General features: G+C 52.7%; 25 protein-coding genes and 3 pseudogenes. 23 read left to right on the top strand and 5 right to left on the bottom strand.

All coding sequences use genetic code 11. The features are described 5' to 3' along the window. Positions 1 to 176: 176 nt before the first annotated feature. The 6 genes and pseudogenes from VSR74_RS03210 to VSR74_RS03185 form a co-directional block, all read left to right on the top strand. Positions 177 to 1,007, top strand: a complete 831-nt coding sequence (locus VSR74_RS03210; protein ID WP_347793362.1) for a T6SS immunity protein Tli3 family protein — start codon at positions 177 to 179, stop codon at positions 1,005 to 1,007. A gap of 196 nt (positions 1,008 to 1,203) precedes the next feature. Then, positions 1,204 to 1,662, top strand: coding sequence for a hypothetical protein (locus VSR74_RS03205; RefSeq protein ID WP_347793361.1), 459 nt, complete (start codon positions 1,204 to 1,206; stop codon positions 1,660 to 1,662). 49 nt (positions 1,663 to 1,711) lie between these two features. Next, positions 1,712 to 1,813: pseudogene (locus VSR74_RS03200) on the top strand (hypothetical protein); the annotation flags it as partial. A gap of 35 nt (positions 1,814 to 1,848) precedes the next feature. Further along, a complete protein-coding gene (locus tag VSR74_RS03195; RefSeq protein WP_347793360.1) occupies positions 1,849 to 2,226 on the top strand; it encodes a hypothetical protein in 378 nt (125 codons plus the stop codon). Positions 2,227 to 2,251: 25 nt separating this feature from the next. Beyond that, positions 2,252 to 2,647 (top strand): hypothetical protein, encoded by a 396-nt coding sequence (locus VSR74_RS03190; protein ID WP_347793359.1) that lies wholly within the window; start codon positions 2,252 to 2,254, stop codon positions 2,645 to 2,647. A 229-nt stretch (positions 2,648 to 2,876) separates the two neighbouring features. Next, positions 2,877 to 3,182, top strand: a pseudogene (locus VSR74_RS03185) (aldehyde dehydrogenase family protein); the annotation flags it as partial. Positions 3,183 to 3,219: 37 nt separating this feature from the next. Here VSR74_RS03185 and VSR74_RS03180 read toward each other — a convergent pair. Both VSR74_RS03180 and VSR74_RS03175 read right to left on the bottom strand, forming a co-directional pair. Then, a complete protein-coding gene (locus tag VSR74_RS03180; protein ID WP_347793358.1) occupies positions 3,220 to 5,358 on the bottom strand; it encodes a hypothetical protein in 2,139 nt (712 codons plus the stop codon). Next, positions 5,345 to 6,556 carry a DUF3142 domain-containing protein gene (locus VSR74_RS03175; protein ID WP_347793357.1) on the bottom strand — a complete coding sequence of 404 codons (1,212 nt, stop codon included), beginning with the start codon at positions 6,554 to 6,556 and terminating at the stop codon, positions 5,345 to 5,347. Before VSR74_RS03175 ends, VSR74_RS03180 begins: the two co-directional genes overlap by 14 nt. Before the next feature lie 602 nt (positions 6,557 to 7,158). On the opposite strand from VSR74_RS03175, the gene VSR74_RS03170 reads away from it, so the two are divergent. The 3 genes from VSR74_RS03170 (at position 7,159) to VSR74_RS03160 (ending at position 9,272) form a co-directional block, all read left to right on the top strand. Continuing rightward, positions 7,159 to 7,695 (top strand): hypothetical protein, encoded by a 537-nt coding sequence (locus tag VSR74_RS03170; RefSeq protein ID WP_347793356.1) that lies wholly within the window; start codon positions 7,159 to 7,161, stop codon positions 7,693 to 7,695. A gap of 189 nt (positions 7,696 to 7,884) precedes the next feature. Further along, positions 7,885 to 8,034 carry a hypothetical protein gene (locus VSR74_RS03165; protein ID WP_347793355.1) on the top strand — a complete coding sequence of 50 codons (150 nt, stop codon included), beginning with the start codon at positions 7,885 to 7,887 and terminating at the stop codon, positions 8,032 to 8,034. Positions 8,035 to 8,198: 164 nt separating this feature from the next. Beyond that, complete coding sequence (locus tag VSR74_RS03160) at positions 8,199 to 9,272, top strand: T6SS immunity protein Tli4 family protein (RefSeq protein ID WP_347793354.1); 1,074 nt, start codon at positions 8,199 to 8,201, stop codon at positions 9,270 to 9,272. Positions 9,273 to 9,390: 118 nt separating this feature from the next. Here VSR74_RS03160 and VSR74_RS03155 read toward each other — a convergent pair. Beyond that, a pseudogene (locus VSR74_RS03155) lies at positions 9,391 to 9,730 on the bottom strand (transposase); the annotation flags it as partial. Between the two features lie 633 nt (positions 9,731 to 10,363). On the opposite strand from VSR74_RS03155, the gene VSR74_RS03150 reads away from it, so the two are divergent. Continuing rightward, positions 10,364 to 10,678, top strand: coding sequence for a hypothetical protein (locus VSR74_RS03150; RefSeq protein ID WP_347793353.1), 315 nt, complete (start codon positions 10,364 to 10,366; stop codon positions 10,676 to 10,678). A gap of 208 nt (positions 10,679 to 10,886) precedes the next feature. Here VSR74_RS03150 and tynA read toward each other — a convergent pair whose 3' ends face one another. Continuing rightward, positions 10,887 to 13,154: a primary-amine oxidase gene (tynA, locus tag VSR74_RS03145; protein WP_347793352.1), complete on the bottom strand. Its 2,268-nt coding sequence runs from the start codon at positions 13,152 to 13,154 to the stop codon at positions 10,887 to 10,889. Between the two features lie 282 nt (positions 13,155 to 13,436). After that, positions 13,437 to 15,476 carry a phenylacetic acid degradation bifunctional protein PaaZ gene (paaZ, locus tag VSR74_RS03140; RefSeq protein ID WP_347793351.1) on the bottom strand — a complete coding sequence of 680 codons (2,040 nt, stop codon included), beginning with the start codon at positions 15,474 to 15,476 and terminating at the stop codon, positions 13,437 to 13,439. A 286-nt stretch (positions 15,477 to 15,762) separates the two neighbouring features. On the opposite strand from paaZ, the gene paaA reads away from it, so the two are divergent. The 13 genes from paaA to paaY all read left to right on the top strand — a co-directional run bounded on the left by paaA (position 15,763) and on the right by paaY (position 26,945). Then, a complete protein-coding gene (paaA, locus tag VSR74_RS03135) occupies positions 15,763 to 16,692 on the top strand; it encodes a 1,2-phenylacetyl-CoA epoxidase subunit PaaA (protein ID WP_347793350.1) in 930 nt (309 codons plus the stop codon). Between the two features lie 11 nt (positions 16,693 to 16,703). Continuing rightward, positions 16,704 to 16,991 carry a 1,2-phenylacetyl-CoA epoxidase subunit PaaB gene (paaB, locus tag VSR74_RS03130; protein WP_015964556.1) on the top strand — a complete coding sequence of 96 codons (288 nt, stop codon included), beginning with the start codon at positions 16,704 to 16,706 and terminating at the stop codon, positions 16,989 to 16,991. A gap of 8 nt (positions 16,992 to 16,999) precedes the next feature. Then, a complete protein-coding gene (paaC, locus tag VSR74_RS03125; RefSeq protein ID WP_347793349.1) occupies positions 17,000 to 17,752 on the top strand; it encodes a 1,2-phenylacetyl-CoA epoxidase subunit PaaC in 753 nt (250 codons plus the stop codon). Positions 17,753 to 17,765: 13 nt separating this feature from the next. After that, positions 17,766 to 18,263: a 1,2-phenylacetyl-CoA epoxidase subunit PaaD gene (gene paaD / locus VSR74_RS03120; RefSeq protein ID WP_347793348.1), complete on the top strand. Its 498-nt coding sequence runs from the start codon at positions 17,766 to 17,768 to the stop codon at positions 18,261 to 18,263. A gap of 7 nt (positions 18,264 to 18,270) precedes the next feature. Beyond that, positions 18,271 to 19,341, top strand: a complete 1,071-nt coding sequence (gene paaE, locus VSR74_RS03115) for a 1,2-phenylacetyl-CoA epoxidase subunit PaaE (protein ID WP_347793347.1) — start codon at positions 18,271 to 18,273, stop codon at positions 19,339 to 19,341. Next, positions 19,338 to 20,105 carry a 2,3-dehydroadipyl-CoA hydratase PaaF gene (gene paaF / locus VSR74_RS03110; RefSeq protein WP_347793346.1) on the top strand — a complete coding sequence of 256 codons (768 nt, stop codon included), beginning with the start codon at positions 19,338 to 19,340 and terminating at the stop codon, positions 20,103 to 20,105. Before paaE ends, paaF begins: the two co-directional genes overlap by 4 nt. A 2-nt stretch (positions 20,106 to 20,107) precedes the next feature. Next, positions 20,108 to 20,896, top strand: coding sequence for a 2-(1,2-epoxy-1,2-dihydrophenyl)acetyl-CoA isomerase PaaG (paaG, locus tag VSR74_RS03105; protein ID WP_347793345.1), 789 nt, complete (start codon positions 20,108 to 20,110; stop codon positions 20,894 to 20,896). Between the two features lie 3 nt (positions 20,897 to 20,899). Continuing rightward, complete coding sequence (locus VSR74_RS03100) at positions 20,900 to 22,315, top strand: 3-hydroxyacyl-CoA dehydrogenase (RefSeq protein WP_347793344.1); 1,416 nt, start codon at positions 20,900 to 20,902, stop codon at positions 22,313 to 22,315. Next, on the top strand, positions 22,308 to 22,733 hold the full coding sequence (gene paaI / locus VSR74_RS03095) for a hydroxyphenylacetyl-CoA thioesterase PaaI (RefSeq protein ID WP_411914223.1): 426 nt from the start codon (positions 22,308 to 22,310) through the stop codon (positions 22,731 to 22,733). The genes VSR74_RS03100 and paaI overlap by 8 nt, the downstream gene beginning before the upstream one ends. Next, entirely contained in the window at positions 22,726 to 23,931 is a 1,206-nt protein-coding gene (gene pcaF, locus VSR74_RS03090) for a 3-oxoadipyl-CoA thiolase (protein WP_347793343.1), read from the top strand. The genes paaI and pcaF overlap by 8 nt, the downstream gene beginning before the upstream one ends. A gap of 28 nt (positions 23,932 to 23,959) precedes the next feature. Beyond that, on the top strand, positions 23,960 to 25,273 hold the full coding sequence (gene paaK, locus VSR74_RS03085; protein ID WP_347793342.1) for a phenylacetate--CoA ligase PaaK: 1,314 nt from the start codon (positions 23,960 to 23,962) through the stop codon (positions 25,271 to 25,273). A 129-nt stretch (positions 25,274 to 25,402) separates the two neighbouring features. Beyond that, on the top strand, positions 25,403 to 26,368 hold the full coding sequence (gene paaX / locus VSR74_RS03080) for a phenylacetic acid degradation operon negative regulatory protein PaaX (protein WP_347793341.1): 966 nt from the start codon (positions 25,403 to 25,405) through the stop codon (positions 26,366 to 26,368). After that, entirely contained in the window at positions 26,349 to 26,945 is a 597-nt protein-coding gene (gene paaY / locus VSR74_RS03075; protein ID WP_347793340.1) for a phenylacetic acid degradation protein PaaY, read from the top strand. Before paaX ends, paaY begins: the two co-directional genes overlap by 20 nt. Positions 26,946 to 26,991 lie beyond the last annotated feature (46 nt).

Here is a 26,991-nt window from a genome sequence, read left to right as displayed (position 1 = left end):
AGATATGCAAATCCTTTTCGTTACTGATGGTTGTGATAGGGTGTGAGCGGGCAGATCGTCATGTATCAGGGTACGGCGGTAGCGTATATCAGAGATAGCTATTTCAAGGAACCTTTTGATAGCGGTACAGAGTTAAATAAATGGATAAAGCGTTTTGATTAGCTGGGAAAGAACATATGTGGCAGATAAAAAACCCCCTGTTTTTGTTGGCTGGCCTTTGTTTCTGCTCCGGCTGCGATCAGCAAAATCCTCACGTTTCCAGACCAGCACCACCAAAACAGGTGATTTACCGCTTTGACGATCACCGCTATCTGGAACTGGAGGGATTTTACTGCGAAGGCGCACTCTGGTATGTCGATACGCAAAGAAAAATCCGTTCTGAAGTGGTGGCACGGGATACACCAATATTCAGGGTTTCTTTTTTTAAATACGTTCATCCTTCCGAAAAATATATTGCCATTCCGTGGGGGGATTTGTCAGGGTTTTTAATCTCCAGAGACTATGGACAGAGTTGGGGGGACGCCAGTTTTTCTCCTGGTGGAGGAGCCGATCGGTATGGCAAACGGATACCTGCCCGAATAAACGATTATGGGATAACGGTCATAGCAGGTGAATATGATCGCCCGATAAGAAAGGATGTGGTTTCCATGACGGTGGTGAACGACCAGGGGTTTTTACTTACCCGATGGGGGGATCTGTATATCAGTTCGAAACCCTTTGATGATCCACGAATGCTGCCCGGTGGTACAGGGATAGATTATGTATACAACGGAGTAAAACACCACATGCAGCCCAGATATAATGGCACCACTGATAACAGTTATTGGGGGAAGAATTATACATCATGGCGTTCTGTCAGTGGGCCTGATGCCTGGTTAACTTTTTCTGAGGAAACCAACTGGAAAAATATCCCCAATAAGGTTCCGGAAGTGAGGGATTATACTGGCTGGGATCATATGCATTGCGATCTGAATGCAGGCTTAGCGGAGCCAGGAAAAAGAAAATGAAATAGCGCCTGGTTTTCGGAGCGAGAAAAAGAGCAATTTAACAGAAAGTTAATTTATCCTTTTTCCCTGCTGCCAGCCCGTTCCCCGGCGGGAGACATGGGCAGGCAAAAGTGTAGCGGTATTAGGCGCAGCTATATCAGAAATGATGGAATACTTCAATTATTTAGAGAAACATAATCTATTATTGAGATAACTGATGAACATTAATACTACCTTTGAATTGTACCCTAATAAAGGCACTGGATTGATAGAATTTGGAATGTCACCTGATGACGTTGAGCACATCTTAGGGAAAAGTGATGATTCCAGAGTGGACAGAACGAACAAACTAACGGAATTTCGCTCGTTTATGAATGTGTCATATACTTCGCCTCCAACACAAATGGTTAATCACATTGGCTTTGGTCGGCAAATGAAGAATATTATATTTGATGATGTTAATGTATTTTTAGCTGATCCTGAAATTGTCATTAAAAAATTAATGGAATATGATGATTCTCCTTACCTATCGCTCGGCATGATATTTTTCATGGAATTAAAAATATCTATAACTGGCTTCCATGATGGTTTTCTTGACCAAAAGGCTATAGCAATTTTCAGTCATGATGATTATGAAGAGTATATTCCAGAAATGGAATTATACAGATGTAATTAGGGAGATGCATCTGCTTAAGTAAAACTGAAGATAAAAATTGGGCGCAAAGAACATACAGATATTCAAGGCAGGGTTAAGACGTAAGATGCGAAAAGCAGCCATGGACAGAAACTACCTGGCATCAGTCCTTGCGGGGAGCGGGATTTCGTAATCTTGCCCTGTGGTAGAAAACCTTTGGGGGGAGAAGTGCTTAAGTTTATCATCAATGCTTTTATCTTTTTTTTGTTACTTTTTACTGTATATATCGTGATTTGCTTTTATTCAGATGTAAGAAACAGTAAAGAGCTACTGGCTGTTCAATGGTGTAGAGTTGATTATAATAAATATAGCCGGTATCGTGGTATATATATATACATGGTAAACAACGGGAATGGGGAGGTGATCATTCGTGGGCAGTTGTATGAACGTAGAATGTTAAGTATATGGAGACCATATAGACTTTATTTTACAGATGTTATCGCTACAGAGGTTAATGCTCAAATAGCAATTAATAAATGGAGTAAAATAATGTGCGGAAAAGAAGGTGTTGCTTTTATTGGTGATAATAAATACGTTATAAATTGATGTCTTTATTTCGAGTATGGCCTTTATGAAATATAGAAACCCTACTATTATTGTAATATGTTCTTGTATTTCACTTTTCTTTATGTTGAAAACTGAATTTTATTATAGAATAATTAGTTTTAAATGGATTAATGATTATGCCGTGAGTGTTTATATTGACAGTGTAAGCGACGATAAGGCTGTTTCTGGATATCCATTCCCATACCATAAAAAATATATGGATATTGGCTTGAGTATATACAATGGGAGATTTAGATGGTTTTTAAATTATCCTTGCTTTACGACTAGTATTGCTCAGCATAAAGATGAAGCTGAACAGGATAGTATTAATGCATGGACTATTTTAAAAATGGATGATAAAAAAATAGAGTTAGGGAATGATGGTAAAGTGATTTCAATTGCACATGATTGCCAGCGTTGAATTGATTAAAATTATATAGCGTACATTGTGAGTGATGATGATGGTTGTCGATGCCGCAGTGTAGTCTGGTAGTATAGAATAATTTATTTTTCCATAATCTGTGATAAACAACTGATGAAATAAGCGGAACTTATCAGGAACTGGACGCCTGAAGAAATTAGCCTCGTGAAAGAAAATGCAGATTCTATGTTGGTATCCATGATGGCAGAAAACTGAGAAGAACGGAAAATATGACACGCTGGTTAGCGGCTTTGAGCAGGCGGTGAAGTCATTACAGGTCGGACCGGGCATGTCACCGTCGGCGCACATCAACCCGCTGGTCTCGCGCCTGCATTGCGTCTGGACACAAAATCTGTCGCAGGCGCTGGAATATGGCGACCGCTTAGAAGCTGGCACCGTATGGGTGAACAGCCACACCCTAATCGACGCCAACCTGCCATTTGGCGGTATGAAGCAGTCGGGCACCGGGCGCGACTTCGGGCCAGACTGGCTGGACGGCTGGTGTGAAACAAAGTCGGTGTGCGTAAGGTATTAATCCCCCCGTTTTATGCCCGGTGGCGTGTGCGCCGGGCTTACAGGCCGGATTTACCCTTAGCCGCCATTGCATTATCCGTAACCCGTTTCGCAAACACCGGCTCCGGGCAATCGCGGCCAAAATGCGCCGCCCAGTCGAAGGCTTTACCGCTTTTCACATACCGCTTGTAAATTTCACCGCCCGTTTCCGGGTCAGGATATCTCACCCAACTGGCGGCATTGCACAGCACCGCCGCCCACGCCTGCGTTTTAGGATGCAGTAAATCAGCGGCTTGCCCGGCCATTTCTGCCGCCCGCCAGCGGTAGTGAAGGAAGTGGCTCTCTTTTGCGGGAATGGCGACACGCCAGCGCTGGCGTTCTTTTGCGCTGATCCAGCCGCCTTCTGTGGAATAGTCGTAAGGCGAGGAATACTGACCACCGGTGATGGCGTAGTCGGGGTACATTTCATACGCGACCAGCTCAATACCGTGATAACGCAGGAGACGGGCCGCTTGATATTGCGCCTGAGCGCGCTCACGGCGGCTGATGTTTTTCTGTTTCGTCTGCGCCATAAAATCCGCCAGTTTTTGCGCCGCGTCCCGGTAGTTGGGGATATCAAAATAGGCAATTGCCTGTTGATACTGGCCGTTACGAATCAATCTTCTCGCCAGCAGGGCGCGGAGTTTTACATCCGTGGGGATGAGCGTAGGTGGCACAAATTCACCCGCATAATCGCCATCATCGCCAAAATGGGCTTTCAACTTAAAGGGCTTAAGCGGTTGCTGCGGCGCGGGCACGTTTTTATCCACAAACGCTTTCAGTTCGGGCAGGGTTAAAACGCTTTCCGCCACATCGGCTAAATCGGCCCAGTAGGTATCTTTGCCTTTATAAAATAGCGCCATCGCCTGTAAATAATCGTCGCGTTTAAGCGCCAGAATGGCCTGCTCACTGGCCACGCGACACGACGGCGCGATAATCTCGTTCCCGTGGTAATAATCGCTTTCCGTCATCGGGTTTCCCCAGGTTTCATCCTCGGGGAAGAATTTCGCCGCACGGGCGTAATAGCGAGTCGCCAGCGTAATATCTCCGGCGCGTAGCGCCATTTTGGCGTTTAACCATTCGTGTAAACCACTTTCTGGCGCGTCCTCTAATAAAGCGTGCGTTAACGCATAGTCACCGTTGCGATAGGCCAGCGCCGCCAGGCGATCGCTGTAGGCAAATCCCTTAATGCGGTGTGTAACCAGCAGGTTGATGAGCTTGTCTCGCTGGGCCGGGCAGCCATATTCACTGTTTTCGTCGCCACACCCTTCCTGTCGGTAAACCCTGTCATGGCGGATAAAAAGTTCGGCAATAATTAATTTTTGCACCCGTGGATCATCAATGATCTTTTCCAGTTGGGCAAAATGACTCTCTGTTGTCAGGTAGCGTGAAATTCTGCGCAGTGAGGCTTTGCCTGAAGATGAACCTTGCGCGGCCTGCTGCGCATAGTATTGAATGGCTGCGCCGATCTCGGCGTTGCGTAATTTCATAAGGCCCAGTTGGCCCAGGCTGGCAATGGAAAGCTGTTCGGGATCGGGCTCGCCGTTGCGGACCTCATCGATAATTTGTTGATAAAGCGCGATGCCTTTTAGTAACTGCGCGTTGAGCCCGGTTGATGGACCATGCCCATTCTGATCATAGAAAAAGCCATCGTCAGTGGCATCAAACTCATCACGAGCCAGTGTATACAGTGTCTTCAACCGCCATTGGCCTTGCTCAGTTTTGGGTAGCGCCAGCAATTGACGAAACCAGGGGCTGTCATAAACACGGTTATAATAATCGCGTGCGCCCAGATAATAGAGCCGTTCCACCACCGGGAGCGGGGTCTGAAGTCTGGCTTCAATCTCCAGCTTGCGTTTTTCGCGCCGGAAATCCTGCTCGCTTCCATTCGGATGCGTCTCATAATAACGGCTGTACTCTTCCAGGTTGACAGGCTCCGTGGGCGTTTCCTGTGAGAAAGGTAATTGGGGATCGCGTTCAACCAGGTGGCGGGCTTCATATATAAAACTGCCATTGGGCATTTCAGCTAATGTCCCGGCGCGGTCATGCAATAAATAATTCGGCGCAAAAGGACCACAGGCGCGACCCTGAGTACTGAGAACCAGCAATCCGGCGAATATCATCCCTTGCGCAATACGACTCTGTTTACGGTGCAACATCGAATTTTCCCTGTAATGCCTTCGCACAGCGCGCCCATCCCAGTGGGCTGCTTTCTCCGGCGCGAAGTTGTTGTAGGTTGATGCGCGTAAAGTGCAGTGCATTATTCGCCAGTTCTGAACGGTAGTGGTTTGCGCCATCGGCAAATTCGCAATCCACATTTTGCAGAGCAACCTGTTCGGGCAGCGGCGCATCGATTTGCCCGCTATTGTTGATTGCCAGATCGAAAAGCATGGGATCGGCAGTCGGCGTGACGATCACCGACCAGCGGGGGACGAGTGGTTGATGATGAATCACAGCTTTCAGCGTCGCCATCGACCAGCTAAGACGATCCCCGGCGAGGGGTAAGCGAAACCACACGAAACCCTGCAAACCCTCCGGCGGCTGTTGTTCCAGTTGCCGCATCAAATCGGCTACCGTTTGTGGCGCGACGCTCAGTTCCTGCATCTCCTGGTCGGCATACGATAACGTCGCTTCGCTCTCGACGCGGTTGTCAGGCGTTAACGCGGAACCGTAGGCCGGTAGCGCGACAAAAAATGGATGCCGTGTTTTGCTGGCGTATTCAGTGACCCAGCGTTGCGCGAGGTGCGGATCAAACAACCCGTTGGCGGGCGATTGCACGTTGTGAACCTGTAATACTGAGGTATCGGCGGTATGCAACAGCGTGGGAAGCAGAGGCGATTCCAGCCAGGTGGGAAGGGCGGTGATGCTGAGCGTCAAGGTCTGCGGAAGTGATTTGCGCAGCGCACTCACCAGTTGCTGGTAATCCGCAAGCTTAGCCGTTGGCGCATCGTAATCGATTTCAACCCCGGCCAGAGGGATGCCTGCGTTCGCCCACGCGTGCGCAGTGCATTGAACCTGCTGAATGATGAGTGACGGGTTGAGATGAGCAAGTTGCCCGTCCAGCCTTATGACCAGCCACACCGGACGTCCATCCTGCTTGAGCAGCGCGTTGTTGATGGCAATATGGCGAATGCCTTCCTGCGGATGTATCTGTAACCCCAGTACGCGCAGGGCTGAAAAGAGGGAATGGCTTTGTTGCAGCGCGTGTTGATGATGGGGTGTCCAGATGCGCTGCCAGATATAGACCTGTTGAGCGAGAGGCGTTGGTGGTTTTGCGCAAATAAGGAAATACAGGCCATAGCCCAGGACAAAAAGCAGAAGCACAATACTGGCGGCAATCCATTGGCGTAGAGACATAATCGAATGACGTGTTGATCCCAAACCGAAAGAGCATAGCGTTGATCTTATTATCCGGAAATCGCTTCTGTATGTTGGCGTCTTATTTAGGAATTTCGCCCGTAAGAAAGGTTGAAACGATGATGGATAATTATTTATTGTAATCATAGTTTATGATGAAATATATGTTTTATTGATGATGGTTATAAAATGGTAATAAATAATATCCTGCCGGAAGATATGCAAAACCTTTTCGTTGTTGCTATTTGTGATAGGGTGGGAGCGGGCAGATCGTAATGTATCAGGGTGCGGCGGTAGCGTGTGTAAATTGATGTGATTGAAGGATAGAGAAGTGGTGGTGCGGTTTTTTGGCTGTATTGATGTGGCAAATAGTTATGGAAAGTAACCGCCTCGCATCGGTTCTTGTGGGGCGTGGAGGATGTAATACTGTTAAAGTTAGTGAATTGTTGGTATAAAAATATTATTATTTTCTTTTTGAGATAATGGTTCACAATTTTTAATTAATTTGAAAAGTTATTAGGTGCAAAGCGTTATCTATGATGATATTTTTTCTGATCAGGGGAAATCTGGGTTTTTAATCTATATTTTTATTTGGAATTAATATGCGTCTCAATTATTATCTATTGATTTTTCTGTTGATGCCTTTTTATTGTTTATCTGGAACTATTAAAGACATTGAAACATGTGAGTTAAATGAAGGGCTTGAAGTTAAACTGATTTCATTAAGGACAATTGATGGTGATACTCCCTATTTGGTTTTCGATAACGTTATTGTGAATGCCTTCCTTGAAGGAAAAGAAACTTCTGGAGATCTTGTTCTTGCGAAATGTATAAATCATTCTCTTATTTTTGCTTTAAATTATGGTTCGCCATACATTAAAGGATGCCTGATAACAGGTTTGATAGCCATGACTAAAGTAGAAGTTAAACCTGATTGGTTTTGTTTTGCAGAGAGAAATATACCTGAATCTGTCTGGTTTGGTAAAATTAATACATTAATTATCATTAAAAATGATAATGCTGTAGGCGAGTGGCAGGGTAGGTATGTTATTTACGATAACACAAAGGAAACTTACTCCTCTGATGCTCTCCCTGATACAAATGGATATGAAATTTATAATTTAAGCAATGTGCATTGAATATTTTTTTGGGGGGATTCAGAGAAGCTAACGAGAGCACATAAGAAATATGTTTTAAATACGGAGGGGTAAATATTGAAAATCTAATTTTACGGAGCCAGTGGTGAATTGGGCACTGGAGCGAATATTGCAAGGGGAGAGATTTATGGATCTGTAGAGTCAAATATTTTAAATTAAAAGGCGATATTGGTGGGTGATATGAAAAAAATCTTACGGATATTAAGAGCATTGAAAGCTTTTCGTCCATTGTTCAATAATCGTGTATTTAGAGTGTTTTTGGGTGTTGCTATGTTAGGGGGTGCTGCCGGAGAATACAGCGATTTTCTGGAGAAAATATAATAATAATGACCTGGGTGCATTGAGTGATATAAAAGGATATATAACCATATTACCCATTCACTGGACTGAAGGTGAGAATAATTTAGTTGATTATCATATGGAGATTGTTAACCAGGTTTATATATACCATAAATCAAAAATATGAAATTGAAATGAGGTGTAAAATGGAGAAGGTGATTTTACTATCATTGTTATTACTTTATTCATGCGTTTCTTGTGCGGGTGATACTGTATGGAAGAATGAATGTGTCGGATACTATCAATTGCAATTACCCGGTGATTTAGAAGTTGGGCTTTACCCTGCTGAGAGAATCATAACTAAAGATTCATCATCTGGTTCTATATTTGGTAAATTTCACGAATATGGCTATCAAGGTAAAAATATTGAGGGTGATTATGCCGGGTTTTATTACGGGAAATATAAAGTAATGGTTTCCAGAGATGATTTTATGGATCTCAATGAATACCAGAAACAAGTTGAAGAATTACTTTCAGATAATTACCATAAGTATAAAATAACTTCTTATTATCCGGATTCTTTTTTTCTTTCATACGAAAAATATCATTCGTTTTTTCTAAAAAAAGAAAATAGATTATATCAGTTTATGAAAATATATGATGGAATTATCCTTCCGGGGGCTAAGGAGTATTTTTCAACGGAATCAAGTGCAATTCCTTTTTTGGCGCATTTTCAGACGAGAAAACTCTTTGAAATTCCTTCAGGTCAGGGTTTTTGCCTGCCATACGGATTTATATCTAATGATTCCGGGAATGAAGAACGAAGTATGGCAGTCATGTATCGAATGAATAATCACCCGGATGTAATGATTCTCTTCCAGGATGCCAGTTATCAATTTCCTGGTATGATTCCACAGGATTCTAATTTTGAGCGAATGAAGAATTATGATGCCAAAGACTATGCCAAATGGATGTGGAACAATATTTATATGCTGTATCCCGAACAAAAAAGGAAACTCCTTTTTCCGGGCTGGTTTAGTGTGACAATGGATGGCAGAAAAGGCTCCGGCTCTTTTCTTGAGGTTACACGAAAAGATGGAGACAAAGATTATGGCTATCTGGCATTTGTTCGCGCCGATCCTAAAAACAGCACAAAAGAACCCGATTTGCAGGTTTTTATCACCAGTTATTCAGACTATGCAGAGGGTCATCCACGAATTTCGCCTGATGAACTTAAGGAAATAGCAGAACATATAGTCAGTTCGGTAAAGCATCGTTAATCAGGGAACGTGTATGGGGGGAAGTGCTCGCAACCTGTTCAGAACCTGGATTTCGTGATGATGATATAAAGGGTTAACACAAATTTAACTCATGTTCTCGCCCTGTATTAATAGAGGGCGAGATTTCACCACGAGTTGGCGTTTTTATGCTGATGTTGACGCTCTTTGCCCGTTTGCTGACCGGAGAACAGTCCGGGCAGCACAGCGACAGGTCCATCAGCGTAAATATCGAGTCAACGGGGCCTTGGGAGCGGCAGGTTGAACACGCGCTTCACCATAAAGACCGTAGTGATAGCTATGTCGGTGTAGTGGCGCGGTCGGTCGCGGCCTTCAGGCTGCGCATTGTCAGTCCATGCTGCAATAGCGGATTCATCAAGCCAGACCGTCAGCGAACCGCGCAGCCTGAGCGCCTTGTTGTAGGCTGACCAGTTGGTGATTTTAAACTTTTGCTTTGCCATAGGGACCCGATGCTGAAACGACTGTAGCGATCAGATCCGCCAATCTCCTGAAAGTTCGATTTATTCAACAAAGCCCAGATAAGGAATACAGGCTGCAACTCATGACAAAAAACAGAAGCAGAACGCAGGCGGCAATCCATTAGCGTAGAGACATAATCATATTATGTGTTGGTTAAAAACCGAAAGAACATTGTGTTGATTATTATTATCCAGAAACCACTTCTGTTGGCTGGCGTCTTATTTAGGAATTTCGCCCGAAAGGAGAGATTGAAGCGATGATGGATAATTATTTATTGTAATCATGGTTTGTGGTGAAATATATGTTTTATTGATGATGGTTATAAAATAGTAATAAATAATATCCTGCCAGCAGATATGTAAAGTCTTTTCGTCGTTGATGTTTGTGATAGGGCAGGAGCGGGCAGATCGTAATGTATCAGGGTGTGGCGGTAGCGTGTGTAAATTGATGTGATTGAAGGGTAGAGAAGTGGTAGTGTGGTTTTTGAACCGGGTTGATGTGGAAAGCCGTTCTTTAAAGGGGGGGGAGCATGTGTCAATGGGGGAGGACACCAATATAAGGCATCAAATCTTTCGAATTTCCCTGAACTAATTAATAAAAAGAGGTGGCTAATAATGAGGAAAGCTGTTGTTGATTTAATCAGTATGGGGCAACTGCCATCAGAAGATAATGAGGACATTTCTGTATATGATAAATATCAAAAAATAATAGATAGCATTTCACCGCCTATATCAAGAGAAGAAGCAAATGCACTTGTTTTATTATTTGGTAATGATGGATGCTATGGTTTGACTTCTACGTTAGTTCATCTTATTGAATCGGCAAGTGATTTTTGTATAAATGATTTTAATAAAATAGAAAATAATTATGGGGTTAATATTTTGAGGTCGAGAGTCTTGAATACATCAAAAATCAACCCAAAATCATGAATACGGTGATGCTGGTCGATTGTTGCCGTAAACCTTAATGGCAGACGCACAGGGTAGGCACATCGCTATTAATATTTTGACGAATGATAAGGTATTCAAGGCAGGGTTAAGACGTAATTATTGAACACATCGAGTCAGAAGAGGAAGATGAATAAGAGCATATCCCCACCAAAAAACGGCGCTTAGCGCCGTTTTCCCCCAATTAACCTTACTTCTTCTTCGCCCCCAGCGTTGGCGTTTCATCAAAGAAGTTCCACGGTTTCAGCAGCGTATGCACCCATTCGGTCGGCATGATCGGCCACTCTTCGGCGCGGGCGACGTGCGTCGTTCCGGTGGTCATCCACACCACCGTATCGGTGTTGTCCAGCGACTCATTGTCTTTGGTGTACTGCCCAAGCCCGGTGTCGTGCGTTGAGCGGTTCGGGTATTTCCCTTCCGGGAAGCGCTCGTCAGGGTGATAACGCGTCACCCACAACTGTTTATCCATAAAGCTCAGGCGGTGATAAATCCACTCGTCCGGGGCGAACTGCGCGCCTTTAGCAACCGGATGGGTACCGCCCGCGTAAGGGATAATCTGGTAAGAGACCGGATTACCCATGCGGTTCTCTTTGTTCGGGTTGCTCAGCAGACGGATGGTGCCGGGGTCAAACTTCTGCGCCGCGTCCTTCTCGTTGCTGATGGCGTACTCATTGATCTGCATGGTACTGGTACGCGGGCCGCCTGCGCTGTTCGGTTTCACCACCGGATCCATCGCCACCAGGCTGTTGTTCTCGCCGTCCACGTCGAGGTCGAGACGGAAGTTATAGATATGTTGGTGGGTGGTGCCGACAATATTATGGTCGATCAGCGTACCGTAGCGGGTGTCGTCTTTCGCGCTCGGGTCGTGCATGGTTTTGGCCTTCACGCCTTTCACCGCTTCAATGCCGGTTGCGCCTGCATCGATGCCGATGGTGCCGTTTTCGTGGAAGATCCAGTCGAAAATGTAATCATAGTTGCCGACGGTGCTGATCCAGCGCACCACCAGTTCGCGGCGCTGGGTGCTGACGTTCGGCTGGCCCATCTCCTGGTGTTTATACTCCGGCCCGGCGTAGCGCTCGAAAATGGCGATGGCGCGCGGGATCTCGGTCGGCGTGCCAGTGTAATCGGCGATGGTCTCGTTAAGCAGCACGGCGTTGGACGGCGCATCTTTGCCGCGCGCGATAGGCGAGGTGAGGGTGCCCATGCCGTAATCGCCGGAGTCCAGATACGCCTTGAAGTACCAGCCAATATCCGGGTCGCCGTAAGGCACGATCATCCCACCCAGCGAACCTTCATACATCACCTTACGTTTGGTGCCGTTGTCGTTAAAGGTGACGGTGGAAATCATCGGCCCGACGCGGGAGTTCATGCTCAGGTGGAAATCCCAGTTGCGCCAGTGGATCATATCGCCGGTGATGGTGTAGTTTTTCCCTTCCGGTTCAATGATATCCAGCGGTTTCACCGCCGGGGCGACGCGGTCGCGGCCATCGTAGGCGCGCGCGGCCATCGGCACCGGGATCACTGGGCCTTCTTCCAGCTTCACAATTTTTTTCTGTTCCAGGTCAACAACAGCGACCAGGTTTTCTATCGGGTGCGCCCAGTAGTTGCCGTCGCCGACGTCCAGATAGCTAATCACTTTCAGCAGACGCGCATCCTGTTTCAGGCCATCTTTGCCATCAAAATAACCCACGGTAAGCGGAGTCGTAATTACTTTTTTCGGGTCGGTGATGCCGCGTTTTTTCAGCGCTTCGGCATATTCCGTGCTGGCGTTGATGATGCTTTGCACGCTGCCGAAATCGTCCAGCAGCACCATACCGTGCGCGTCTTTAATTGGCTGCCAGGAGAGGATTTTTTTGTTTTGCAGGTCAACAACGCCTTCGATGATGTGTTTGCCATCCAGCATGATCACATCGGCTGTCCGCGGCGCGTTGATGGCTTTGCCTTCCAGCGCGAACGCCCACACGGCGGCTTTTTCCGGCGCGCGCAGGGAGATCTCGGTAAAGCGGGTGTTCGGTTTAAAATCGGGCGACGCTTTCACGATCTCGACGGCTTGTTTGATTTCGTCTGCGCTCAGGGCGTTAAGCGGATGCGGGGCTTTCTCCACCTGGAAGGTCTGGTCAAGGCCGGACTGGAACACATCGTTGATGAAGGTATCAGAAACCCAGGCTTTGTTGTCCTTCATCACTACCGGCACCTGCAGCTTCAGCGGCTGGCCGTTGACAATGGCGGTTTTCGCGCCCGGTTTTACTTTAACGTAAGCGCCATCTTTAATCAGCGTGAAAACTTGTGCGTAGTCATCCCATTGCACGTCAGCGCCAAAGTCGGCCAGCGTTTTATCCATTGGTACCATGTGGGCTTCGCCGCCGTGGGCGAATGCCGGGGATTGCCAGGCGCAAAACAGGGCGATGGCCAGCGCCAGAGCCGTCTTACGGGGAGAAAGAATAGAGGAGCTTCCCATTATAAACCTCGTCTTGTTGTTGTGTTTCTCGCTCGCAACCGCTCTTCGCGGGCGGTTTTTAACGCTTTCACCCTATCAGCCCTGCGGTAAAACAGTTTGCCTGCACCTGCCAGGTTATTGGGCAGTTTTGCCAGATAGAAAAAATGCCTCCGGGGAGGCATGGTTGTGCGGAGATACCCCCTAATCCCGGCTCTCTCCCGCAGGGAGAGGGAGAAAGCCAGCGCAGGTTTGAGAAATGGGCTCGGGCAGTTCCCTCTCCCTGCGGGAGAGGGGCTGTGCGCCTTAGAAATCCCCGTTCTGACGCGCTACCAGCGTCAGGATCGAATACAGCGCCACCGCCTGCTGATGCTGGTTGTAGATCTCAACCGACCACTCCACCACGCCGGTGGGCGTCTCTTCCGTCGTTTTCTGGCGCTTGATGGTTTTGCGTTTACAGGTCAGCCGCACCTGGATGGTGTCGCCTGGTTTTACCGGCTCGATAAAGCGCAGGTTTTCCATGCCATAGTTGGCGATCACCGGCCCGACGCCGGGGTCAACAAACAGCCCCGCAGCGGCGGAAATCAGGAAGTAACCGTGCGCCACGCGCTCGCCAAACAATGATTCGGCGGCGGCGAGTTTATCCATGTGCGCGTAGAAGTGATCGCCGCTCAGGCAGGCGAAGTTCACCACATCCGCCTCGGTGACTGTGCGGCGGTGGGTCAGCAGGCTGTCGCCGGGCTGGATCTCTTCGAAGTATTTACGGAATGGATGGACGCGATCTTCGTTGACCTGTGCGCCGCGTACCCACTGTTTGCCGATGGCGGCGAGCATGGTCGGGCTGCCCTGAATGGCGGTACGCTGCATGTAGTGTTTCACCGAGCGTAACCCGCCCAGCTCTTCACCGCCGCCCGCGCGACCCGGCCCGCCGTGTACCAGTTGCGGCAGCGGGGAACCGTGTCCGGTTGATTCTTTCGCTGATTCTTCGTTCAGCACCTGAATACGCCCGTGCGCCCGCGCCGCACCGAGAATAAACTCACGCGCCAGCGCGCAGTCGGCTGTTACCAGCGTGCCCGCGAGGCTGCCTTCACCTGCTCGCGCCAACGCCAGCGCATGGTCGCGATTCTGATACGGCATTAGTGTCGCCACCGGGCCGAAGGCTTCAATGGCATGCGCGGCTTTGATCTCATCCGGCTGCGGGCAAAGCAATAATGTTGGCGGGAAGAACGCCCCGGCGGCTTTCTCGTCCGCTTTGCCGCCAAGCAAAATCTGACATCCCGCGGCAACCAGCAAATCCACTTTCTCCTGCACATCCTGACGCTGGTCGATATTCACCAGCGCGCCCATCTTCACGCCTTCCTGCGCCGGGTCGCCAACAACGATTTTTCCCAGACGCGCAATCAGCGCTTCACTGACGGCATTGATCTGCCGCTGCGGCACGATGATACGGCGAATCGCGGTACATTTTTGCCCGGCTTTAGCGGTCATCTCGCGCACAATTTCACGGATGAAGAGGGCAAATTCCGGCTGTTCAGGCGTGACGTCATCACCCAGTACGCAACAGTTCAGTGAGTCGGCTTCCATGGTGAACGGGATCGACTTCGCCACAATGTTCGGATGCACGCGCAGTTGCTGCCCGGTGTTTGCCGAGCCGGTGAAAGTCACCACATCCTGACTGTCGAGCTTTTCGAGCAGATCGCCCGCGCCGCCGCAAATCACGCTTAGCGCGCCCTCCGGCACCAGCCCGCTGTCGATAATCGATTTCACCATCGCCTGGGTGAGTTGTGCGCTGGCGGTTGCCGGTTTGATGATTGCCGCCATCCCGGCAAGCCAGGTTGGGGCCAGTTTTTCCAGCATTCCCCAGCAGGGGAAGTTAAAGGCGTTGATGTGCACCGCCACGCCCGATTTGGAGGTCAGCACATGGCGTGCGGCAAATCCACCCGCTTTAGAAAGCGGGATCAGCTCATCTTCCGGCCACAGGGTGTCGTCCGGCAGTTCGCGGCTGCCCAGCCCGGCGTAGGTGAAGAGGGTGCCGATCCCGCCTTCGATATCCACCCAGCTATCCGCACGCGTGGCGCCCGTTTGCGCCGACAGCGCATAAAACTGTTCTTTTTCCGCTAACAGGTGTTTCGCCACCGCTTTCAGCATCGTGGCGCGCTCGATAAAGGTCATTGCCTGGAGCGCTTTGCTGCCTTTCTCAATGGCATAGCGGCGGGCTTGCGCCATATCCAGCCCTTCGCTTGTGACTTCCCACAGCGCGTCGCCGCTGATGGCGTGATGAATGGTACGGGCGCGCCCTTGGCCGGTTTGCCACGCGCCGGATAAGAAGCTGGCTAACTGCTGCATCGCTAATCTCCAAATGTTACGTGATTTCGTTATACATAGTTAAATTGTGAATCATAAATCGCAAGCTGAATTTTAATGATTTTTTAACATTGTGATCGTGGTGTGACTTTTTAAATTGCTTATATTCATGTTTTTAAAAGATTTTGTTAAATGGTTTGCGAGTGTCATCACATAATTCACAAACAAAATTTGTGGTTTTATTTAACTAACGCGTAACTTTTAAAGCATAAAGTGATTCGCATATATGTTTTGTGTGAATGTTTTTGGAATCATAAAAGGTGATGACGTGACAGAAGAACAACGCTTTAACCAGCGCATCGCGCAGGAAACGGCCATCGAACCGCAGGACTGGATGCCCGACGCCTACCGTAAAACCCTGATCCGCCAGATTGGCCAGCACGCCCACTCTGAAATTGTTGGCATGCTGCCGGAAGGTAACTGGATCACCCGTGCGCCGACCCTGCGTCGTAAAGCCATCCTGTTAGCAAAAGTGCAGGACGAAGCGGGGCACGGCCTCTATCTCTACAGCGCGGCGGAAACCCTCGGCTGTGCCCGTGAAGACATCTACCAGAAGATGCTCGACGGCCGCATGAAGTACTCCTCCATCTTTAACTACCCGACGCTCTCCTGGGCGGACATCGGCGTTATCGGCTGGCTGGTCGATGGCGCGGCGATTGTCAACCAGGTGGCCCTGTGCCGCACCTCTTACGGGCCGTATGCCCGGGCGATGGTGAAAATCTGTAAAGAAGAGAGCTTCCATCAGCGCCAGGGCTACGAAGCCTGCATGGCGCTGGCGCAGGGCAGTGAAGCACAGCGTCAGATGTTGCAGGACGCCATCAACCGTTTCTGGTGGCCGGCGCTGATGATGTTCGGGCCAAACGACGACAACTCGCCAAACAGCGCCCAGAGCCTGGAGTGGCGCATCAAGCTGTTTACCAATGACGAACTGCGCCAGCGTTTCGTTGATAACACCATTCCGCAGGTAGAAATGCTCGGCATGACGGTGCCGGATGCAGACCTGCGATTTGATGAAGAAAGCGGCCACTACCGCTTTGGTGAAATCGACTGGCAAGAATTTAACGAAGTGATCCACGGCCGCGGCGTATGCAACCACGAACGCCTGGGCGCGAAGCGTAAAGCCTGGGAAGAGGGCGCGTGGGTGCGGGAAGCCGCACTGGCGCATGCGCAAAAACAACAAACCCGCAATGCGGCATAAGGAGAAGCACGATGAGCAATGTTTACTGGCCTTTATATGAAGTTTTTGTTCGCAGCAAACAGGGGTTATCCCACCGTCACGTTGGCAGCCTGCACGCCGCCGATGACGCAATGGCGCTGGAAAACGCGCGCGATGCCTATACGCGGCGTAATGAAGGCTGCTCCATTTGGGTGGTGAAGGCGAGCGAAATCGTCGCCTCCCAGCCGGAAGAGCGCGGTGAGTTTTTCGACCCGTCGGAAAGCAAGGTCTACCGCCACCCGACCTTTTACACCATCCCTGATGGCATCGAGCACATGTGAGGTGGGTGATGACTAAAAATTCCGTCGCGATTTACGCCCAACGTTTGGGTGACAACGGCCTGGTGCTCTCGCAGCGTCTGGGCGCCTGGTGCGGCCATGCGCCGGAGCTGGAGATTGACCTGGCGCTGGCCAATATTGGCCTCGATTTACTTGGTCAGGCGCGCAACTTCCTCAGCTATGCCGCCGAATGCTACGGCAACGGCGATGAAGACACGCTGGCCTACGGTCGCGAAGAGCGCCAGTTCAGCAACCTGCTGCTGGTGGAACAGCCGAACGGCAACTTCGCCGACACCATCGCCCGCCAGTTCCTGATGGATGCCTGGCATGTGGCGCTCTACAGCCGCCTGGTGCAGAGCCGTGATGCGCAAATCGCCGCCATCGCCGCCAAATCGATTAAAGAAGTTCGCTATCACCTGCGATTCAGCCGCGGCTGGCTGGTGCGTCTGGGCGACGGTACGCCGGAGTCGGCGCAGAAGATGCAACAGGCGCTGAACAACATCTGGCGCTTCACCGGCGAACTTTTCGAGGTGGATGCCGTGGATCTGGAACTGATCGAACAGGGGATCGCCGTAGACGTGCGTGAACTGAAAGACGAATGGGAGAGCACCGTGCGCGGCGCGCTTGCGGATGCCTGCCTGCAACTGCCGGAAGAAGACGCTTTCCGTACCGGCGGGAAACAGGGTCTGCATACGGAACATCTGGGGCCGATGCTGGCGGAAATGCAGTATCTGCAACGCATCTACCCCGCGCAGCAGTGGTAATCAGGAGGTCAACGTGCAACGAATTGTCGCGATAGCACCCTCGAAAGTGCATGAGATCTGGCGCGTACTGAGCGAGATCCCCGACCCGGAAGTGCCGGTGTTAACCATCACCGATCTCGGTATGGTGCGCAGCGTTGCGCCGCAGGGTGACGGTTGGGTGATTGGCTTTACGCCAACCTATTCCGGCTGCCCGGCGACGGAGCATCTGCTGGGGGCAATCCGCGAGGTGATGACCGAGCATGGCTTCACCCCGGTAGATATCGTGCTGCAACTTGACCCTGCCTGGACCACCGACTGGATGAACGCCGATGCCCGCGAGCGCTTGCGCCAGTATGGCATTAGCCCGCCGCAGGCCCACGCCTGCCACGCATCGGTTCCTGAGGATGTGGTCTGCCCGCGCTGTGGCAGCACTCACACCTCGCTTATCAGCGAATTTGGTTCCACGGCCTGCAAAGCGCTCTACCGCTGCGACAGTTGCCGCGAACCTTTCGACTATTTCAAATGTATTTGAGGTTGCCATGACGACGTTTCATTCGCTAACGGTGGCAAAAGTGGAACCGGAAACCCGCGATGCGGTGACCATTACTTTTGCCGTACCCGACACGTTACGGGAGGCCTACGCTTTCCGTCCCGGTCAGCACCTGACGCTGAAAACCCGCCTGGGCGGGGAAGAGCTGCGCCGCTGTTACTCCATCTGCCGCACCGCTACGCCGGGGCAGATTAGCGTGGCGGTGAAGGCCATCGAAGGCGGGCGTTTTTCCCGCTTTGCCCAGAGCGATATCAAACAGGGCATGGCGTTTGAGGTGATGGTGCCGCAGGGCCACTTCGGCTACCAGCCACAGGCGGAGCGCACCGCACGCTATCTGGCGATTGCTGCGGGCTCGGGCATTACGCCGATGCTGGCGATTATCGAAGCCACGCTCGCCATCGAAACCCACAGCCAGTTCACCCTGATTTACGGCAATCGCAGCAGCCAGAGCATGATGTTCCGCCAGGCGCTGGCCGACCTGAAAGATAAATACCCGCAGCGCCTGCAACTGATCAACCTGTTCAGCCAGGAGACGGTGGAAAGCGAACTGCTGTCCGGCCATATCAACAGTGAAAAGCTGCACGCCCTGGCGCGCAATCTGGTGCAGTTCGATCAGCTTGATGAAGCCTTTATCTGCGGCCCGGCGGCGATGATGGATGAGGCGGAAATCGCCCTGCGCGATCTGGGAATGCCGGAAAAAGCGATTCACCTGGAGCGCTTTAACACGCCGGGCAGCATCGTTAAACGCGTCTCTACCGTGCAGGCTGAAGGGCGCAGCGTCACCATTCGTCACGATGGCCGCGACCGTCAGATCTCCCTCAACGCAGAAGATGACAGCATTCTTGATGCCGCGCTGCGTCAGGGCGCGGATCTGCCGTATGCCTGCAAAGGCGGCGTTTGCGCCACCTGCAAATGTAAAGTGCTGCGCGGTGAAGTGGAGATGGCGACTAACTACAGCCTTGAGCCGGACGAAGTGGCGGCGGGCTATGTGCTGAGCTGCCAGGCGCTGCCGAAAGGCGATGGCGTGATTGTCGATTTCGACGCGAAGGGGATGGCATGAGCGAACTGATCGTTGCGCGCCATGAGCGCGTGCTGCTGCTGACGCTGAATCGTCCGCAGGCGCGTAATGCACTGAACAATGCGCTGCTGGAAAACATCGCCAGCGAACTGGAACGCGCCGCGGGCGACCCGGAGATTTCCGCCTGTGTGATCTCCGGCAACGAGCGTTTCTTCGCCGCCGGAGCCGATCTCAACGAAATGGCGGCCAACGATCTGCCCGCCACGCTCAACGATATTCGCCCGCGTTTATGGGCGCGCATTGACGCGTTCAATAAACCGCTGATCGCCGCCGTCAACGGTTACGCGCTGGGCGCAGGCTGCGAGCTCGTGCTGCTGTGCGACACGGTGGTGGCGGGGGATAACGCCCGTTTCGGCCTGCCGGAAATTACCCTTGGCATTATGCCGGGCGCAGGCGGCACCCAGCGTTTAATTCGTAGCGTCGGTAAGGCGCTCGCCAGCCGCATGGTACTGACTGGCGAGGCAATTGACGCCCGCCAGGCGCAGCAGGCTGGACTGGTGAGCGACATCCACCCGGCGGGACTCACCCTCGAATATGCCCTGAAACTGGCGAAAACCATCGCCCGCCACTCGCCGCTGGCATTACAGGCGGCAAAACAGGCGCTGCGCCAGGCGCAGGAAGTGGGGCTGCATGCGGGTCTGCAACAGGAGCGCCAGCTCTTTACCCTGCTGAGCGCGACCGAAGATCGTAAGGAGGGCATCAATGCTTTCCTGCAAAAACGCCAACCGGAATTTAAAGGACGTTAATCGTGGATGCTTTTATTTTGAGTCATGTTGAGCAGGGCGTGATGACCATTACGCTTAACCGCCCGGAACGTCTCAACAGCTTTAACGATGTGATGCATCAGCAACTTGCCGAGTGCCTGAAGCAAGCCGAACGTGATGAGACCATTCGCTGCCTGCTGATTACCGGCGCGGGACGCGGATTTTGCGCGGGGCAGGATCTGAACGATCGCAACGTCGATCCTAACGGCCCTGCGCCGGATTTGGGGATGTCCGTCGAGCGGTTTTATAACCCGCTGGTACGCCGCCTGGCAAAACTACCGAAGCCGGTGATTGCCGCAGTGAACGGTGTGGCGGCAGGTGCGGGCGCCACGCTGGCGCTGGGCTGCGACATGGTGATTGCCGCCCGTTCGGCGAATTTTGTGATGGCGTTCAGTAAGCTGGGGCTGGTGCCTGACTGCGGCGGCACCTGGCTGCTGCCGCGAATTGCCGGGCGTGCACGCGCCATGGGGCTGGCGCTGCTGGGCGACAAACTGAGCGCTGAGCAGGCGCAGCAGTGGGGCATGATCTGGCAGGTGGTGGATGACGCCGAACTGGCGGATACCAGCCTGACGCTGGCGCGCCATCTGGCGACGCAGCCAACTTACGGCCTGGGCCTTATCAAACAGGCATTGCTGGCCTCGGAAACGCAAACGCTGGACAACCAGCTTGATATGGAACGTGACTTCCAGCGTCTGGCCGGGCGCAGCGATGACTATCGCGAAGGCGTCAGCGCGTTTCTGGCGAAACGTCCACCCCAGTTCTGCGGGAAATAAACCATGAGCCATGAAATCAAAACGGTTGCCGTGATTGGCAGCGGCACGATGGGCGCAGGCATTGCGGAAGTGGCGGCGACGGCGGGGCACGATGTGCTGCTGTTTGATATCAATCAGCAGGCGCTCACCCGTGCCATTGACGGCATCCGCCAGCGCCTGACCTCCCGCGTGTCACGCGGCAAGCTGAGCGCTGAAGTCTGCGAAAAGACGCTGAAAAAAATCTACCCGGTGGCGGATATCGCTTCACTGGCTCCGGCTAATCTGGTTGTCGAGGCGGCTTCCGAACGCCTGGAGGTGAAAAAGGCGCTGTTCAGTCAACTGGCGGAAATTTGCCCGCCGCAAACCTTGCTGACCAGTAATACCTCTTCTATTTCAATCACCGCTATTGCCGCCGATGTGCGCTACCCGGAGCGCGTCGCGGGGCTGCACTTCTTTAACCCGGCGCCGGTCATGAAACTGGTGGAAGTGGTCAGCGGCCTGGCAACCTCGGCGGAAGTGGCGGATACGCTCTGCAACTGCGTCACCGCGTGGGGCAAACAGCCGGTGCGCTGCCGCTCGACGCCGGGCTTTATCGTCAACCGCATTGCCCGTCCGTTCTACGCCGAAGCCTGGCGGGCGCTGGAAGAGCAGGTGGCGACGGCGGAAGTCATTGATGCGGCGTTGCGCGAAGGCGGCGGCTTTCCGATGGGGCCGCTGGCGCTGACCGATATGATCGGCCATGACGTTAACTTTGCCGTTACCAGCTCGGTATTCAACGCCTTCTGGCAAGACCGCCGTTTCTTACCCTCGCTGCTGCAACAGGAACTGGTGCTGGGCGGGCGTTTGGGTAAGAAGAGCGGACAGGGGGTTTATCGCTGGCCAGTGGAAGCGGTATCAGACCCGTATCTGGCAGACGTTTCGGTCGACCCAGGCGAGATAACAGAAAATGGTGACAGTGTCACAATTGACGATCTGCTGCTGATTGAAACACAAGGCGAAACTGCGCTGGCATTGGCTGTGCGCCATCAGCGCCCGGCGGTGGTGTTTGACCGTATCGAGGGGGATGTGGTGGTGCTGGCTGCCGCACAGACCAACGCCCAGGCCGACACCGATAAAGCCGTCTACTACTTCCAGCAGCAGGGCAAAAAAGTGCTGCAAATTGCTGATTATCCGGGGCTGCTGGTGTGGCGCACGGTCGCGATGCTGGCGAACGAAGCGCTGGACGCGGTGCAGAAACAGGTCGCCCGCGAACAGGATATCGATACGGCGATGCGCCTTGGCGTGAATTACCCGAAAGGGCCGTTGCAATGGGGCGCTGAACTGGGCTGGCAGAACGTGTTGCGCGTACTGGAAAACCTGCAATCCCACTACGGTGAAGAGCGCTATCGCCCGAGTTCCTTACTGCGCCAGCGTGCGCTGCTGGAGAGTCATCATGAGTAACGCCTGGCGTAATGCCCATGCAATGTATGAACGCGACACCTGCGCGCAGGCGCTGGGGATCGACATCCTCGAAATGGACGAAGGTTTTGCGGTGCTCACCATGACGGTGGCGCCGCAGATGCTCAACGGCCACCAGACCTGCCACGGCGGCCAGCTTTTTTCGCTGGCGGATACCGCTTTTGCTTACGCCTGCAACAGTCAGGGGCTGGCGGCGGTGGCTTCGGCCTGCTCAATTGATTTTCTGCGCCCCGGCTTTGCGGGCGACAAGTTAACCGCCACCGCCCGGGTAAAACACCAGGGCAAGCAGACCGGCGTTTATGACATTGAAATTGTTAACCAACAACAAAAAACGGTAGCCCTGTTTCGCGGTAAATCCCACCGCATCGGCGGCACGGTAACAGGAGAAGCTGATGCGTGATGCATTTATTTGTGACGGCATTCGTACCCCGATTGGCCGCTATGCGGGGGCGTTATCCAGCGTTCGTGCCGACGACCTGGCGGCGGTGCCGCTGCGCGAACTACTGGCGCGCAACCCGAAACTTGACCCGACGCGCATTGATGACGTGATCCTCGGCTGCGCCAACCAGGCTGGGGAAGATAACCGCGACGTGGCGCGAATGGCGCTGCTGCTGGCGGGCTATCCGCAGGATGTTTCCGGTACCACCATTAACCGCCTGTGTGGCTCCGGCCTGGACGCCATTGGTTTCGCGGCGCGGGCGATTAAATCCGGTGATGCTGATTTGCTGGTGGCGGGCGGCGTGGAGTCGATGTCGCGTGCGCCATTCGTAATGGGTAAGGCCAGCGCGCCTTTCCAGCGCCAGGCGGAGATGTTTGATACCACCATTGGCTGGCGTTTTGTGAACCCGCTCATGCAGCAACAATTTGGAACTGACAGCATGCCGGAAACGGCGGAGAATGTAGCTGAATTGTTAAATATTAGCCGTGCCGATCAGGACGCCTTCGCCTGGAACAGCCAGCAACGGGCCGCCAGAGCCCAGCGCGACGGCGTGTTTGCCGAAGAGATCGTGGCAGTACGCGTGCCGGGCAAAAAGGGCACCTATACCGAGGTGCGGGATGACGAGCATCTGCGCCCGGAAACCACGCTGGAACAGCTTGGCAAGCTGAAAGCGCCGTTCCGCGCGAATGGCGTGATTACGGCAGGCAACGCCTCCGGGGTCAACGATGGCGCGGCGGCGCTGATCATCGCCAGCGAACAGCAGGCCATCGCCCAGGGGCTGACGCCGCGCGCGCGGATTGTCGCTATGGCAACCGCCGGGGTTGAGCCGCGCCTGATGGGGCTGGGGCCGGTGCCTGCCGTGCACAGAGTGCTGGAACGAGCGGGCCTAAGTATCACCGATATGGACGTTATCGAACTGAACGAGGCCTTCGCCGCGCAGGCGCTGGGCGTCCTCAGACAATTAGGGCTGCCGGATGAGGCGCCGCATATTAATCCGAACGGAGGCGCCATCGCCTTAGGCCATCCGTTAGGGATGAGCGGCGCACGACTGGCGCTGACCGCCAGTCTGGAGTTGCAGCGCCGTCAGGGTCGCTATGCCCTGTGTACGATGTGTGTTGGTGTGGGTCAGGGCATTGCCATGATCCTGGAGCGTGTGTGAGCTAATTTTTACCTGCGAGTACCCTATAATGACAACAAATACAAAGCTTGACCCAATCGAAAAAGCATCGCTGGACGAACTGCAGGCGCTGCAAACGCAACGTCTGAAATGGACGCTTAAACACGCTTACGAAAATGTGCCGATGTATCGCCGCAAATTCGATGAAGCGGGCGTTCACCCGGATGATTTCAAAGAGCTAAAGGACATCCAGAAATTCCCGTGCACTACCAAAAAGGATCTGCGCGATAACTATCCGTTCGGCATGTTCGCGGTGCCGATGGAGCAGGTAGTGCGCGTGCATGCTTCATCCGGCACCACCGGTAAGCCGACGGTGGTCGGCTACACCCAGAACGATATTAATACCTGGGCCGATATTGTGGCGCGTTCTCTGCGGGCGGCGGGCGGCACGCCGAAAGATAAAATCCACGTTGCTTACGGCTACGGCCTGTTCACCGGCGGGCTGGGCGCGCACTACGGTGCGGAACGACTGGGCGCCACGGTGATCCCGATGTCCGGCGGCCAGACCGAGAAGCAGGCACAGCTTATTCGTGATTTCCAGCCGGATATGATCATGGTGACGCCATCCTACTGTCTGAACCTGATTGAAGAGCTGGAGCGCCAGATGGGCGGCGACGCCAGCCAGTGCTCTCTGCGCGTTGGTGTATTTGGCGCAGAGCCGTGGACGCAGGCGATGCGTAAAGAGATTGAGCGCCGTCTGGGGATCAGCGCGCTGGATATTTACGGTCTCTCGGAAGTGATGGGGCCGGGCGTGGCGATGGAGTGCATTGAAACCGCCGACGGCCCGACCATCTGGGAAGATCACTTCTACCCGGAAATCGTCAATCCGAACGATGGCACAGTGCTGAATGACGGCGAGCACGGCGAACTGCTGTTCACCACCCTGACCAAAGAAGCGCTGCCGGTGATCCGCTACCGCACCCGCGACCTGACGCGCCTGCTGCCGGGCACCGCCCGCACCATGCGCCGGATGGATCGCATCAGCGGGCGCAGCGATGACATGCTGATTATTCGCGGCGTCAATGTCTTCCCGTCACAACTGGAGGAGGAGATTGTGAAGTTCGAACATCTTTCTCCACACTATCAACTGGAAGTAAACCGTCGTGGACATCTTGATTCGCTATCGATTCAGGTTGAACTGAAAGAGAGCAGTTTGTATCTGAGCCACGAACAGCGCTGCCAGGTGTGCCATCAGTTGCGTCACCGCATTAAGTCGATGGTGGGGATTTCCACCGATGTCACTATCGTCAACTGCGGAGCTATCCCGCGTTCGGAAGGCAAAGCGTGCCGGGTGTTTGATTTGCGCAAGATTGCCAGCGTGTGATAAAGCTTTCACCCTCTCCCTCAGGGAGAGGGGACTGATGGGTGTGGTTTTCTCCCTCTCCCTTTGGGAGAGGGCCGGGCTGAGGGGAAACCTATGCTATGATTCATAAATCAAAATAATAACAACAGGATGAATCAGATGAGTAAGATTGACACTTTCATACAACAGGCCGTCTCCTCAGTGCCGATTAGCGGCACCTCTCTGATTGCCTCGCTGTATGGTGATTCCCTGTTGCATCGCGGCGGTACCGTCTGGCTCGGTAGCCTGGCGGCGATGCTCGAAGGCCTGGGATTTGGCGAACGCTTTGTCCGAACCGCGCTGTTTCGCCTCAACAAAGAGGGCTGGCTGGATGTGGAACGCATCGGCCGCCGCAGCTTTTACCGCCTGAGCGACAAAGGCCAGCGCTTAACCCGGCGGGCGGAAAATAAAATCTATCGTGCCGAAACCCCCGCCTGGGACGGCACCTGGCTGTTGTTACTCTCGGAAGGGCTGGATCGTGCAACGCTTTCAGATGTCAAAAAACAGCTTATCTGGCAAGGGTTTGGCACGCTTGCGCCGAGCCTGATGGCCTCGCCATCGCAAAAGCTGGCGGATGTGCAGTCGCTGCTGCATGAAGCAGGCGTGGCGGACAACGTTATCTGCTTCGAAGCGCATTCTCCGCTGGCGCTGTCGCGGGCGGCATTACGCGCCAGAGTAGAGGAGTGCTGGCAGCTAACGGAACAGAACGTGATGTACGATACGTTCATTCAGCTATTCCGCCCGCTGTTGTCGCTACTGCGTGAGGTGGATGCCGATGAGCTGACACCGGAACGCTGCTTCCAGATCCAACTGCTTTTAATCCACTTCTATCGTCGCGTGGTGTTGAAAGACCCACTCCTGCCGGAGGAGCTTCTTCCGGCGCACTGGCCTGGCGGCTCGGCGCGACAACTCTGTATTAATATTTATCAACGTGTGGCGCCCGCTGCGCTGGCTTTTGTCAGCGAAAAAGGTGAAACCCCGGTGGGCGAATTGCCTGCGCCGGGTTCGCTGTTCTATCAACGCTTTGGCGGGCTGCCGGTTAACGAAGGGAGGTCTTATGCCAGTGTATCAGATTGACGGCTTAACCCCGGTGGTGCCGGACGAGAGCTATGTGCATCCGACTGCGGTGTTAATTGGCGACGTGATCCTCGGCAAAGGCGTATACGTCGGCCCGAATGCCAGCCTGCGTGGCGACTTTGGCCGTATTGTGGTGAAAGACGGCGCGAACATTCAGGATAACTGTGTGATGCACGGTTTCCCGGAGCAGGATACGGTGGTAGAAGAAGAGGGGCATATCGGCCATAGCGCGATTTTGCACGGCTGTATTATCCGCCGCAACGCGCTGGTGGGAATGAACGCGGTAGTGATGGACGGCGCGGTGATTGGCGAAAACAGCATCGTCGGCGCGGCGGCATTCGTCAAAGCCAAAGCGGAAATGCCGGCCAATCACCTGATTATTGGCAGCCCGGCGAAAGCGATGCGGGAATTAAGTGAGCAAGAATTAGCCTGGAAAAAACAGGGCACGCGCGAGTATCAGGTGCTGGTGGAACGTTGCAAGAAAACAATGCACCAGGTTGAGCCGTTACGCGCCGAAGAAGAGGGGCGCAAGCGACTAACGTTTGATAAAGATCTGCGGCCTAAATCGCAGAGCTAGCCCATAGCCGCAAAAGCCGCTTCCCGCATTGGGTTGCGGTTTTTTA

Origin of the sequence: Pseudocitrobacter cyperus (assembly GCF_039889165.1) — a bacterium.
Taxonomy (GTDB): domain Bacteria; phylum Pseudomonadota; class Gammaproteobacteria; order Enterobacterales; family Enterobacteriaceae; genus Pseudocitrobacter; species Pseudocitrobacter cyperus.
This window is presented reverse-complemented; position numbering and strand designations above follow the sequence as displayed.

What these genes read in the sequence shown, in the direction of transcription:
- VSR74_RS03210 (WP_347793362.1), top strand. Translation starts at nt 177, where the DNA reads ATGTGGCAGATAAAAAACCCCCTGTTTTTGTTGGCTGGCCTTTGTTTC.
- VSR74_RS03205 (WP_347793361.1), top strand. Translation starts at nt 1,204, where the DNA reads ATGAACATTAATACTACCTTTGAATTGTACCCTAATAAAGGCACTGGA.
- VSR74_RS03190 (WP_347793359.1), top strand. Translation starts at nt 2,252, where the DNA reads ATGAAATATAGAAACCCTACTATTATTGTAATATGTTCTTGTATTTCA.
- VSR74_RS03180 (WP_347793358.1), bottom strand. Translation starts at nt 5,358, where the DNA reads ATGTTGCACCGTAAACAGAGTCGTATTGCGCAAGGGATGATATTCGCC.
- VSR74_RS03175 (WP_347793357.1), bottom strand. Translation starts at nt 6,556, where the DNA reads ATGTCTCTACGCCAATGGATTGCCGCCAGTATTGTGCTTCTGCTTTTT.
- VSR74_RS03170 (WP_347793356.1), top strand. Translation starts at nt 7,159, where the DNA reads ATGCGTCTCAATTATTATCTATTGATTTTTCTGTTGATGCCTTTTTAT.
- VSR74_RS03160 (WP_347793354.1), top strand. Translation starts at nt 8,199, where the DNA reads ATGGAGAAGGTGATTTTACTATCATTGTTATTACTTTATTCATGCGTT.
- VSR74_RS03150 (WP_347793353.1), top strand. Translation starts at nt 10,364, where the DNA reads ATGAGGAAAGCTGTTGTTGATTTAATCAGTATGGGGCAACTGCCATCA.
- tynA (WP_347793352.1), bottom strand. Translation starts at nt 13,154, where the DNA reads ATGGGAAGCTCCTCTATTCTTTCTCCCCGTAAGACGGCTCTGGCGCTG.
- paaZ (WP_347793351.1), bottom strand. Translation starts at nt 15,476, where the DNA reads ATGCAGCAGTTAGCCAGCTTCTTATCCGGCGCGTGGCAAACCGGCCAA.
- paaB (WP_015964556.1), top strand. Translation starts at nt 16,704, where the DNA reads ATGAGCAATGTTTACTGGCCTTTATATGAAGTTTTTGTTCGCAGCAAA.
- paaC (WP_347793349.1), top strand. Translation starts at nt 17,000, where the DNA reads ATGACTAAAAATTCCGTCGCGATTTACGCCCAACGTTTGGGTGACAAC.
- paaE (WP_347793347.1), top strand. Translation starts at nt 18,271, where the DNA reads ATGACGACGTTTCATTCGCTAACGGTGGCAAAAGTGGAACCGGAAACC.
- paaF (WP_347793346.1), top strand. Translation starts at nt 19,338, where the DNA reads ATGAGCGAACTGATCGTTGCGCGCCATGAGCGCGTGCTGCTGCTGACG.
- VSR74_RS03100 (WP_347793344.1), top strand. Translation starts at nt 20,900, where the DNA reads ATGAGCCATGAAATCAAAACGGTTGCCGTGATTGGCAGCGGCACGATG.
- paaI (WP_411914223.1), top strand. Translation starts at nt 22,308, where the DNA reads ATGAGTAACGCCTGGCGTAATGCCCATGCAATGTATGAACGCGACACC.
- pcaF (WP_347793343.1), top strand. Translation starts at nt 22,726, where the DNA reads ATGCGTGATGCATTTATTTGTGACGGCATTCGTACCCCGATTGGCCGC.
- paaK (WP_347793342.1), top strand. Translation starts at nt 23,960, where the DNA reads ATGACAACAAATACAAAGCTTGACCCAATCGAAAAAGCATCGCTGGAC.
- paaX (WP_347793341.1), top strand. Translation starts at nt 25,403, where the DNA reads ATGAATCAGATGAGTAAGATTGACACTTTCATACAACAGGCCGTCTCC.
- paaY (WP_347793340.1), top strand. Translation starts at nt 26,349, where the DNA reads ATGCCAGTGTATCAGATTGACGGCTTAACCCCGGTGGTGCCGGACGAG.